The organism is Streptomyces humidus, assembly GCF_014649655.1.
In the GTDB taxonomy this organism is placed as follows: Bacteria; Actinomycetota; Actinomycetes; order Streptomycetales; family Streptomycetaceae; genus Streptomyces; species Streptomyces humidus.
Map to the genome: position 1 here is coordinate 82,679 of NZ_BMTL01000038.1, position 9,778 is coordinate 92,456.

Here is a 9,778-nt window from a genome sequence, read left to right on the forward strand (position 1 = left end):
CGAAGCCGTCAAGATCTCGACACTGTCCGAACTGGCCGGGGTCGCTGAACAAGCCGCGCCCCCGGCTCGTACCTCACGGCAGACCCACCGTCCCCCCTGGAAGGGAACCCCACAGCATGACCAGCGCATCGATCAAGTCCGCGTCGGGGCCTGCCCGCCGTACCGTCGTGGCGGCCGCGGGAGCCGCGGGGCTCTCCGTCGCGCTGACCGCGTGCGGAGGCTCCGACGACGACTCGTCGAGCTCCTCGTCGTCGGCCGGCGCCGCGGGTTCCACCGGATCCACCGGCAGCGCGCCCGCCGCGAGCACGGGCGGCGGGGACGCGGCGGGGGGCGCCGCGCTCACCAAGACGGCCGACATACCCGCGGGCGGCGGCAAGGTCTTCGAGTCCGAGAAGGTGGTCGTCGTCCAGCCGACGGCGGGCACCTACAAGGCGTTCTCCGCGGTGTGCACCCACGCGGGCTGCGCGGTGAAGTCCGTCAACGACGGCGTGATCCACTGCCCCTGCCACAACAGCAACTTCTCGATCACGGACGGCAGCGTGAAGAGCGGTCCCGCGCGCAAGCCGCTGCCCGAGGTGTCGATCAAGGTCAGCGGAGACTCGATCACCCTGGCCTGACCTCCGCTCCCGCCGTGGCGGTCCCGCGCAGGCAGTCCAGCACCTCGTCGGTGGTCGCGATCGTGGCAACCAGCGCGAGGGTGTGGCGGATCATCGCGGGGGTGTAGTCGGCGGGCACCCCCGCGACGGCGTCCGACGGCACGACGACGGTGTAGCCCCGGTTGACCGCGTCGAAGACGGTGTTGGGGATCGCGACGTTGGCCGAGACCCCGGTCACGACCAGGGTGCGGCAGCCGAGGTTGCGGAGCAGGGCGTCGACGTCGGTGCCCTGGACGGGCGACAGCCCGTGCAGCCGCCGGACGACGAGATCCTGCTCCGCGACTTCGATCGGGGGTGCGACGCGGGTCGCGTCGGTTCCGGCGAGCTGCTGGACGGGAAGGCGTGCGGCCGCGCGGAACAGCCGGGCGTTGCGGCTGGCGCCCCGGCCGTCGGGCCGGCGCTCGGCCACGGCGTGCACGACCTGGACGCGGTGCGCGTGAGCGGCCGCCACCAGCCGGGCGACGTTGGCGAGGGCCCCCGACTCCCTTGCCTCTCGGGCGAGTTGCGGAAGAGCGGCGGCCGGTCCGACGACACCCTGCTGGCATTCCACCGTGATCAGGACGGTGCCGGCCGGGTCGAGAAGGTCACCGAGGACTTCGTGCGACGGCATGGGCTCCCCCTGACGTCGGTGTGGGGCGGGCGACACTAACCGCCATTGCGCGGAGAAGGAAGAAGACCCATCATTTTCTGACGGTGTCTCAGAAGATCAGCGCAGGACGGCACAAGAGACGAATGACAAGAGAAGAATGAAGGGGGCCGGATGACCGTCACTCAGCGCCGGGGCCGGAAGATCATGATGACCGCGGGCGAACTGGACGCGTTCCTCACCGTCCAGCGCACCTGCCGGGTCGCGACCGTGTCCACCGACGGCGCCCCGCACGTCAGCGCCCTGTGGTTCCTCTGGGACGGGAACGCGCTCTGGCTGTACTCGGTGGTGCGCAGCAAGCGCTGGGCCGATCTGCGCCGCGACCCCCGGGTCGCGATCGTGATCGACACGGGCGAGGAGTACGACACCCTGCGCGGGGTCGAGCTGTCCGGCGCCGTGGAGTTCGTCGGCGAGATCCCGCGCACCGGCGAGCTGTGCGCCGAACTCGACGCGGTGGAGACCCTGTTCGCCCGCAAGAACTTCGGCCTCGACGCGATGCCGCACGACGGGCGGCACGCCTGGGTGCGGCTGACGCCGGAGAAGATCGTGTCCTGGGACTTCCGCAAGCTCGGCGGGGTGTGACGCCGCGGGCCGGCCCCAGCCCCTGGCCCCGGCCGGCCGTTTCAGCCGGCCGTCCCGTCCGGCCGCTCACCTGGCGGCCGCCCCACCCCTCGGCCCGCCGCCTTGAGCGCCTCCACGGCCGCACGGATGGACGGGCGGCGGTCGGCGTCCGCCCGCCAGACCGCGTACACATGGCGGCGCACCCGCTGCCGCAACGGGACCGTGACGACCCCCTCGGGCATCGGGTGCCGCCCCAGCTGCGGCGCGATGCACACGCCCAGCCCGGCCGCCACCAGGCCGAGTTGGGTGTGGGTCTCGGCCGCCCGGTGTCCGACGATCGGCTCGACGCCCCGTGAGCGCAGCGTGAACATCAGCCACTCGTGGCAGAACTCGCCCTCGCCCCAGGTGATCCACTCGTCCTCGGCGAACTCCGCGAGGTCCACCTCGTCCCGGTGGGCGAGGGGGTGTCCGGCCGGCATCGCGACATCGGCGGGATCGTCGAGAAGGGGCGCCTTCACCAGGCCGTCCGGCACGGGCATCGGCTTGTTGTACCAGTCCAGGACGACGGCGAGGTCGAGGTCGCCGCGTACGACGCCGGCGATGCCGCGCTCCGGCTCCAGCTCGGACGAGCGCAACCGCAGCCCCGGATGCGCCTTGCGCAGCTCGGCGAGCACGACGGGGAACAGCCCGCGCGCCGCGGTAGGGAACGCCGACACTCGCAACTCTCCGGCCACCTGCCCACGTTGGGCTTCCAGATCGGCCTGGGCGAGTTCGACCTGGGACAGGATCCGGGACGCGTGCTCGGCGAGCAGCCGCCCGGCGTCCGTCAGCCGCACGCCACGGCCGTGCTTGGCGAGGAGCCGCTGGCCCACCTCCCGCTCCAGCTTCGCCATCTGCTGCGAGACGGCCGACGTGGTGATGTGCAGCCCGAGGGCCGCTCCGCTGACCGATCCGTGCCGGGCGAGGGCGTCGAGGGTGCGCAGGCGCTCCAGGTTCAACATATAAGCGATGCTACGAGGTATTCCTCGAGAATTCTCGCTTGTGCTACAAGATTGCCTCCCGCATCGTTGAGGCCATGACCACGGTGACCGCGTCCACCCCGACCCCGCCCCACGCGCCTTCCCCCGCCCGGCCCACGCAGCATTCCCCCGCCGGGCCCACCCTGGGCCCCGCCCGCCCGCGCCGCGCTCTCGACTGGCGCCTTCGCTTCGGCGCACTGTCGCTGATCTGGGGCTTCAGCTTCCTGCTCATCAAGGTGGGCACCGGCGGCTACGCGCCCTTCCAGGTCACCTTCGGAAGGCTGGCGTTCGGGACGGCGGTGCTGGCGGTCGCGATGGCGGTGAAGCGGGAGCGACTCCCGCGCGGGGCGCGCACCTGGGCGCATCTGACCGTGTCCGCGTTCCTGCTCAACGCCCTGCCCTTCTCGCTCTTCGCCTACGCGGAGCTGACGATCCCGTCCACCCTGGCCGGCATCTGCAACGCGACCTCGCCGCTGTGGGGCATGGCCCTGTCCCTGGTCGCGCTCTCCGAGGACCGGCCGACCCGGCTGCGCGTCGCGGGTCTGGGCCTCGGGTTCCTGGGTGTGCTGACCGTGCTCGGCGCGTGGCAGGGCTTCCACGGCCTGGACGCCCGGGGCACGACGCTGGCCCTGCTGGCCTCGCTCAGTTACCCGGTCGGCTGGATCTACCTCCGTCGCACGCTGGCGGCCACCGGCTCCTCCGCCCTGTCGATGACCGGCGCGCAACTGTTCCTGGCGACCCTGCAACTCGCCGTGGTCACCCCGCTGTTCACCACGTTCCCGGCCCGGTTCCCACTGCTCCCCCTGCTCGCGACGGCGGCTCTGGGGGCGCTGGGCACGGGCCTGGCCCTGCTGATCCAGTACGGCCTGGTCGCGGAGGTCGGTCCGACGACGGCGCAGATGGTCACGTACTTCATCCCGGTCATCGCGACGGCCGCGGGCGTCGCCCTGCTGGACGAGCCGCTGAACTGGTCGACACCGGTGGGAGCGGCGATCGTCCTGGCGGGCGCGGCGCTGACCCAGGTGCGGGGCCGGTCCTGACCGTGCGCGGCGGCCTCCGCCAGGGGTCGCCGCGCACCGGTGGCATCAGACGCAGCCGCGCACTCCGCCCACCCGCACGGCGTCCGCGACCGCGTCCGCCAGTGCGTCGATCTCGTCCTGCGCCAGGGTGGACACGGTGATCCGGATGCCGGGCGGGGACTCGATGCGAAAGCGCGCCCCCGGGGCGACCGCCCATCCCGCCTGCAGCAGCCGGGCGACGGCCCCCGTCTCGTCCGGCACGGGGACCCACACGTTCATTCCGCTGCGCCCGTGCGCCCGGACCCCGCGCGCGGCCAGTGCGGCGATCAGCGCGTCTCGCCGGCTGCCGTACGCGAGCGCCACCGCGCGCGGGTCCACCGCGCCGTCGGTCCACAGCCGCAGCACGGCCCGCTGGGTGATCCGGCTGACCCAGCCGGGGCCGAGCCGCTGCCGCCCGCTCACCCGGTCGAGGGTGACGTCGTCCCCGGTGAGGACGGCGAACCGCAGGTCCGGACCGTAGGCCTTGGCGGCTGAGCGCACGAAGGCCCAGTGCCGGGTCACTCCCGCGAGGGGGTGCAGGGGCTGGTCGACGATCCCATGGCCGTGGTCGTCCTCCACGAGCAGGGTGTGCGGATGCTCCCCGAGCACGGCGCGCAGAGCACGCGCGCGCGGGGCGCTCACCGCCGCGCCGGTCGGGTTCTGCGCCCGGTCGGTGACGATCAGGGCGCGTGCCCCGGCCTCCAGCGCCCGGCGCACGTCCTGGGGCAGGGGGCCCTCGTCGTCGAGGCCGACCGGCAGGGTGCGCAGCCCGAGAGCCGGCACCAGGTCGAGCAGGGAGCCCCAGCCGGGATCCTCGACGGCCACGACGTCCCCCGGCCTGAGATGGGCGGCGAGGACGCGTTCGATCGCGTCCAGCGATCCGGACGCGACGGCCATCGGCGCGGCCGGCACACCGTCGGCCCCCAGATCGGCCCCGGCCAGCGCGGCCAGCCCGGGTTCCACCGGCGCGTGCCCGTACAGCACCGGCTCCCGGTCGCCCTGGGCTGCCGCCCAGGCGAACGCCGGGGCCAGCGGCGGCAGCAGCGCCGTGTCGGGGTTGCCGGTGGAGGCGTCCCGCACGCCCTCCGGAACCTCCACACGGATGAAGTCGCGCCCGGTCGTGGCGGGCTTCGCGCGCACCCGGCTCCCCCGGCGGCCGTCGGTCTCGATCACGCCCCGCTCGCGCAGGGTGCGATAGGCAGCCGCGACCGTGTTCGGGTTGACCCCGAGCGAGGTGGCCAACTCCCTCATGGGCGGGAGCAGTTGCCCCGGACGAAGCTCGCCCGCACCGACCGCCTCCTCGATGCTCGCGGAAATCTCCGCTGCCCTTCGGCCCTGGATCCGATATTCTCCTAGCACAAAGTCTATTATGCACTAGTGCAATGGAGAGCGCCATGCAGGGGACCCAGCCGCCGACGTCGCCCGCCGCCTACACCCCGACCGACCGCACGATCCCCACCCGGGCGGCCCAGAAGGCGTCCTACGACAGGGAACTGGTGCACTCGATACTCGACGAGGGCTATGTGTGCCACCTCGGCTTCATCCGCGGCGGCGCGCCGGTCGTGCTGCCGACGCTCTACGCCCGGGTCGGCGAGACGCTCTACGTGCACGGCTCGACGGGCTCGCGCCCGCTGCGGATGACGGGACAGGCCGACCCGGGACTGCCGGTCTGCCTGACGGTGACGCACGTCGACGGTCTGGTGCTGGCCCGCTCGGCCTTCCACCACTCGGTCAACTACCGCTCGGTGGTGGTGCACGGCACCGCGTACGACGTGGCGGACCCGCGGGAGAAGCGCGCCGCGCTCGACGCCCTGGTCGACCAGGTCGTCCCGGGCCGGGCCGCCGACTCGCGCCCCGCGAACCGCAAGGAGCTGGCGGCGACCGCGGTGATCCGCCTCGACCTCGGCGAGGTCTCGGCCAAGACCCGCACCGGAGGCGTGAACGACGAGCCCGAGGACCTCGCCCTCCCCCACTGGGCCGGCGTGGTCCCGCTGCGCAAGGGCTACGACGCCCCCGTCCCGGAGGCCGACCTCGCGCCCGGCGCCGAACTCCCCGGCTACCTCGCGGCGCTGTGATGCCGGTCCACGCCTGAGGTGCCGCACGACGACACGGAGGCGTCGGGACAAAGCCGGTCCCGCACGCCGTCGGCGGGCGGCCCGTCGACGGGCCGCCCGGAGAGCCGCCGTCGGGGCAGCTCCCGCGTACCGCCTACAGGACCGTTCCGCGTGCGGACAGCTCCCGTTCGGGGCTGCCGGCGGCCACCGGCTCCGGCGAACCCTCGGCGGGCGTGGACGACTGGGCGATGAACGCGCCGAGGAGCACGACCGCCCCGCCGGCGATCTGCGGGGCCGAGAGGTGCTCGCCGAGCAGCACCCACGCCAGGACGGCCGCGATGACCGCCTCAAGACAGGCCACCACTCCGGCGACCTGTGGGGAGAGCCGGCGCACGGAGACCACGCCGGTGACGTACGCGAGGACCGTCGCGAGCAGCACGATCCAGACGAGCAGCAGCCAGGCGGGCGCCTCGGAGCCGTTCATGTCGGCGGTGTGCGCGAGCACGGACCAGTCCGTTCCCCAGGGGCGCGCGACGACGGTCAGCACGACGGCGCCCACGAGGAGGCCGTGGGCGATGACCCCGAGCGGGTCGGGAACGTCGTCGCCGGAGTCGCCGCCCTGGGCGGAGAGGACGAAGTACCCGACCTGACAGCAGGCGGCCGCCAGCGCGAGCAGCAGCCCGAGGGCGTCGAAGCCCAGCCCCGCCCAGATCTCGACCACACAGGCCAGTCCGCCCACGGCCAGGACGACGCCGAGCGCGGCGGCCCGTGTCACCGGCCGTCGCTGCACGAAGCGCACCCAGCCCAGCACCAGGGCGGGGGCGAGGTACTCCACGAGCAGGGCGACCCCTACGGGGATCCGGGATATCGCGGCGAAGTAGAACGCCTGCACTCCGGCCACGCCCAGCAGACCGAAGCCGGCGAGCAGCGCGGGCCTGCTGCGCACCAGCGCGCGGTGGCGCACGGCGAGCGGCAGCATCACCAGCGCCGCGCCGGTCACCCGCAGCCACACCACATGCAGGGGGGCGAGGCCCGCATCGATCAGCGGTTTCGCCGCGACACCGGATCCGCCGAAGGCGACAGCCGACCCGACCGCGAGAGCGAGCCCGATGCCCCTTCCGCGGTCACCCTGGTTGCTCACAGAGGTACGCACCGCCACATGATGACAGGCGGCGACAGGAGCTTCACCTCCGTTGACACCTGTCTCACCGGCCGGACGTCGCGGGCGGGGCGGTGCCGCCCGACAGACGGATCCGTCGCGCGGGAGGGCCGCTCAACAGGAGGGACCGCCGCCTTCGAGGCATGCCTCGCGATCCTGAGGGCCGTCGTCCCTGCGGGTCCGCAGCGCGTGCACGTCGACCCCGGCGCGGGTGAGGACCTCGACCGCCCGGGCCTGCGGGTGCGCGACCATCGCCGCGAGCAGGTCGACGCCACGGGCCGGCCCGCCCGTGCGCCGGGCGGCCTCCGCGCGCGCCTGCTCCAGCGCGGCCGAGGCCAGCGGGGACAGCCCCTCGACGACCGTCACGGCGGGCGCCCCGTCCGAGTCCGCGGGGTCCGCCGCCAGGGACGTCCGGCCGGGAGGGGCGACGGCCGTGACGGCGGGCACGGCGCCGGAGTCCTCGACGCCGCCCTGCCAGCGCAGCCCGTACCCGATGCTGCGCTGGACGAGGTAGCCGAGCAGCCGGGCGAGCTGGGGGCCGCCGTCGAAGGCGGCGCGGACCTGGGGGTCGTGTTCCAGGAGGGAGTGCAGCAGATGGGCGGTGTCGACCTGCCGGTCCCCGTCGCGCACCGCCCGGCGGCGGGCGGCGGCGAGCGCCGCCGCGGCCTCGGCGCCGAGCCCGGGGACGTCGCCCGTGCCGTGCGGCGCCGCCCGGTCACGCGGCGACTGCCAGGGGATACGGGGTTGCACGTGCCCATCCCATCAGGCCCCGCCGGGTGCCGGCGTCCCCGGCAGGAAGCATCTTCGCGTCCCACGCAGAGCGGAGCAGGGCCGCCGGAATCTCCTCCTTGCGGATGAGATCAGGCCGATTCCCCGACGGGACGCGCCGCCTTGCCGCACGCCCCTCGGTCGACCGAGCCGAGCCCGTACGTCTCCCGCGGGCATGGTGAGCCGGCGGGGATCCGGAGGGCCGGACGGAAGGCGGGAGGAAGGCGGGAGGAAGGCGGGACGGAGGGTGAGGCGAAGGGTGGGACCATGGGGGCGCGGGCGGTGCAAAGGGCGGAGCGGCGCGGGGCGGCTCCCACCCGGTGCACTTCCTGACGGTTCGTCAGTATTGAATGTTCGACCGTCCGGGGTTACGTTCCGCGACACCGCAGCCGGAGCTGCCCGAGACGAAGAGGTGGTCGCATGGCCGAAGTCAGCGCGGAGGCACGGATCCAGGCGCCGGCCGAGAAGGTGTGGGCCCAGCTCACCGACTGGCCGGCGTACGGGGAGTGGAACGCGACCCACACCAACTTCCCGAAGGGCGGCCCCGCGTCTCTCGAACCGGGCGCGACCTTCCTGGAGAACATGAAGCTCATGGGCTTCCCGGCCGAGGTCGAGTGGACCGTGGCGGAGCTCGAGCCGGCCCGGTTGCTCGTCATCCGCGGCAAGGGGCCGATGGCCGTGTCCGTGGCCACCCGCTACACCCTGACCCCCGACGGCGACGCCACGACGGTCCGCATCGACGGCGAGTTCACCGGCGCGGCCGTGTCGCTGATGGCGGGCAAGCTCAAGGACTCGGGGACGGCCGCCCTGAACGAGTCGCTGCGCAAGCTGGGCGCGCTGGTGACCTGAGCGCGGCCCGGAGCACCGGCCCGGTATCACGCAGTGCGCCCGCCGCACACGAGGGCGCCCCGCGGCCGATGCCGCGGAGCGCCTTCCTCGTCGTAACCCTGTCCCACCCGTCGGCTCAGTCCTCGTCGGCCAGGATCAGGTACAGCTTCTTGCGGGACTCGTTGATGACGGCCAGGGCCTTCTCCCGCTGCTCCTTGCTGCCGGTCTTCCAGACCTGCCCGAAGGCCTCCATCAGACCGAAGCCGGCCTGACGGATCTCGCCGAGAGCCTCCCAGTCGACCCCGCGCGCGGCCTCCTCCCAGGGAGCGTCCGGGCCCTCCCCGGCGGCCGCGCGACCTTCCTCGGTGAGCGAGAACAGCTTCTTGCCCCCATCGCTCTCGCTGCTGATCAGACCCTCGTCCTCCAGCAGCTGAAGGGTCGGGTACACCGAGCCCGGGCTGGGCTTCCACGCCCCGCCGCTGCGCTCGGCGATCTCCTGGATCATCTCGTAGCCGTGCATGGGCCGGTCCTTGAGCAGGGCCAGGATCGAGGCCCGTACGTCGCCGCGCCGCGCCCTCCCCCTGGGTCCGCCACGCCCTCGCCCACCCCAGGGTCCGGGGCCGAAGCCCGGACCCCCGAAGCCGAAGCCGGGACCGCCGGGGCCGCCCGGGCCGAAGGGCCCGAAGGCCGCACGCCGCCCCTCGAAGCCGCCGCGTCCGCGCCGGGGGCCGCCCTGTCCATGTCCACGCTCGAAACCATGGGTACGCATCGCACACCACTCCTTCATTCCATCGTTGATCTGTCGCGATGCGTCAACGATATATCGGAAGAGTCCGCTCGACAAGGCCTCGCCGGAGTCTTCACTGTCCCGTCTCACTCAATCGAGTCGTTTTCTCAACGAACCGAGTCGTTCGGGCTTCTGTCTCAGCGAACCTAGGGCCTGTCTGGAGTTGTGATCAAGGCTGCGATCCGAGGTATCGGATCCAGAGGAGGCCGGCGCATAATTCGAGTCCGGCCTGGTAGCTTTCA

At 73.2% G+C, this 9,778-nt stretch carries 11 protein-coding genes; 5 read left to right on the top strand and 6 right to left on the bottom strand.

Going from position 1 to position 9,778, the window contains the following annotated elements:
* Window positions 1-116 precede the first annotated feature (116 nt).
* Window positions 117-617, top strand: a complete 501-nt coding sequence (locus tag IE239_RS34245) for a Rieske (2Fe-2S) protein (protein ID WP_190153357.1) — start codon at window positions 117-119, stop codon at window positions 615-617.
* Here IE239_RS34245 and IE239_RS34250 read toward each other — a convergent pair.
* Window positions 604-1,266 (bottom strand): cysteine hydrolase family protein, encoded by a 663-nt coding sequence (locus IE239_RS34250; protein WP_190153358.1) that lies wholly within the window; start codon window positions 1,264-1,266, stop codon window positions 604-606. The genes IE239_RS34245 and IE239_RS34250 overlap by 14 nt on opposite strands.
* 150 nt (window positions 1,267-1,416) lie before the next feature.
* Between IE239_RS34250 and IE239_RS34255 the strand changes: the two genes are divergently transcribed.
* Window positions 1,417-1,884, top strand: coding sequence for a pyridoxamine 5'-phosphate oxidase family protein (locus tag IE239_RS34255; RefSeq protein WP_190153359.1), 468 nt, complete (start codon window positions 1,417-1,419; stop codon window positions 1,882-1,884).
* Window positions 1,885-1,925: 41 nt separating this feature from the next.
* On the opposite strand, the gene IE239_RS34260 is transcribed toward IE239_RS34255, so the two are convergent.
* A complete protein-coding gene (locus IE239_RS34260) occupies window positions 1,926-2,864 on the bottom strand; it encodes a LysR family transcriptional regulator (RefSeq protein ID WP_190153360.1) in 939 nt (312 codons plus the stop codon).
* Window positions 2,865-2,938: 74 nt separating this feature from the next.
* On the opposite strand from IE239_RS34260, the gene IE239_RS34265 reads away from it, so the two are divergent.
* Window positions 2,939-3,922, top strand: coding sequence for a DMT family transporter (locus IE239_RS34265; RefSeq protein WP_373308187.1), 984 nt, complete (start codon window positions 2,939-2,941; stop codon window positions 3,920-3,922).
* A 45-nt stretch (window positions 3,923-3,967) separates the two neighbouring features.
* On the opposite strand, the gene IE239_RS34270 is transcribed toward IE239_RS34265, so the two are convergent.
* Window positions 3,968-5,299, bottom strand: coding sequence for an aminotransferase class I/II-fold pyridoxal phosphate-dependent enzyme (locus IE239_RS34270; RefSeq protein WP_190153362.1), 1,332 nt, complete (start codon window positions 5,297-5,299; stop codon window positions 3,968-3,970).
* Between the two features lie 35 nt (window positions 5,300-5,334).
* Between IE239_RS34270 and IE239_RS34275 the strand changes: the two genes are divergently transcribed.
* Window positions 5,335-6,015 carry a pyridoxamine 5'-phosphate oxidase family protein gene (locus IE239_RS34275; RefSeq protein ID WP_190153363.1) on the top strand — a complete coding sequence of 227 codons (681 nt, stop codon included), beginning with the start codon at window positions 5,335-5,337 and terminating at the stop codon, window positions 6,013-6,015.
* A 133-nt stretch (window positions 6,016-6,148) separates the two neighbouring features.
* Here IE239_RS34275 and IE239_RS34280 read toward each other — a convergent pair whose 3' ends face one another.
* The gene (locus IE239_RS34280) at window positions 6,149-7,153 is read right to left on the bottom strand and encodes an EamA family transporter (RefSeq protein ID WP_190153364.1); all 1,005 of its coding nucleotides are present in this window, start codon (window positions 7,151-7,153) and stop codon (window positions 6,149-6,151) included.
* A 114-nt stretch (window positions 7,154-7,267) separates the two neighbouring features.
* Entirely contained in the window at window positions 7,268-7,903 is a 636-nt protein-coding gene (locus IE239_RS34285; protein ID WP_190153365.1) for a Clp protease N-terminal domain-containing protein, read from the bottom strand.
* A gap of 438 nt (window positions 7,904-8,341) precedes the next feature.
* Here IE239_RS34285 and IE239_RS34290 point away from each other — a divergent pair, with 438 nt between their 5' ends.
* Complete coding sequence (locus IE239_RS34290; RefSeq protein ID WP_190153366.1) at window positions 8,342-8,770, top strand: type II toxin-antitoxin system Rv0910 family toxin; 429 nt, start codon at window positions 8,342-8,344, stop codon at window positions 8,768-8,770.
* 115 nt (window positions 8,771-8,885) lie between these two features.
* Here the strand turns inward: IE239_RS34290 and IE239_RS34295 are convergent, their stop codons facing one another.
* Window positions 8,886-9,518 carry a PadR family transcriptional regulator gene (locus IE239_RS34295; protein ID WP_190153367.1) on the bottom strand — a complete coding sequence of 211 codons (633 nt, stop codon included), beginning with the start codon at window positions 9,516-9,518 and terminating at the stop codon, window positions 8,886-8,888.
* Window positions 9,519-9,778: the final 260 nt, after the last annotated feature.

What these genes read in the sequence shown, in the direction of transcription:
- IE239_RS34275 (WP_190153363.1), top strand. Translation starts at nt 5,335, where the DNA reads ATGCAGGGGACCCAGCCGCCGACGTCGCCCGCCGCCTACACCCCGACC.
- IE239_RS34245 (WP_190153357.1), top strand. Translation starts at nt 117, where the DNA reads ATGACCAGCGCATCGATCAAGTCCGCGTCGGGGCCTGCCCGCCGTACC.
- IE239_RS34250 (WP_190153358.1), bottom strand. Translation starts at nt 1,266, where the DNA reads ATGCCGTCGCACGAAGTCCTCGGTGACCTTCTCGACCCGGCCGGCACC.
- IE239_RS34295 (WP_190153367.1), bottom strand. Translation starts at nt 9,518, where the DNA reads ATGCGTACCCATGGTTTCGAGCGTGGACATGGACAGGGCGGCCCCCGG.
- IE239_RS34265 (WP_373308187.1), top strand. Translation starts at nt 2,939, where the DNA reads ATGACCACGGTGACCGCGTCCACCCCGACCCCGCCCCACGCGCCTTCC.
- IE239_RS34260 (WP_190153360.1), bottom strand. Translation starts at nt 2,864, where the DNA reads ATGTTGAACCTGGAGCGCCTGCGCACCCTCGACGCCCTCGCCCGGCAC.
- IE239_RS34290 (WP_190153366.1), top strand. Translation starts at nt 8,342, where the DNA reads ATGGCCGAAGTCAGCGCGGAGGCACGGATCCAGGCGCCGGCCGAGAAG.
- IE239_RS34255 (WP_190153359.1), top strand. Translation starts at nt 1,417, where the DNA reads ATGACCGTCACTCAGCGCCGGGGCCGGAAGATCATGATGACCGCGGGC.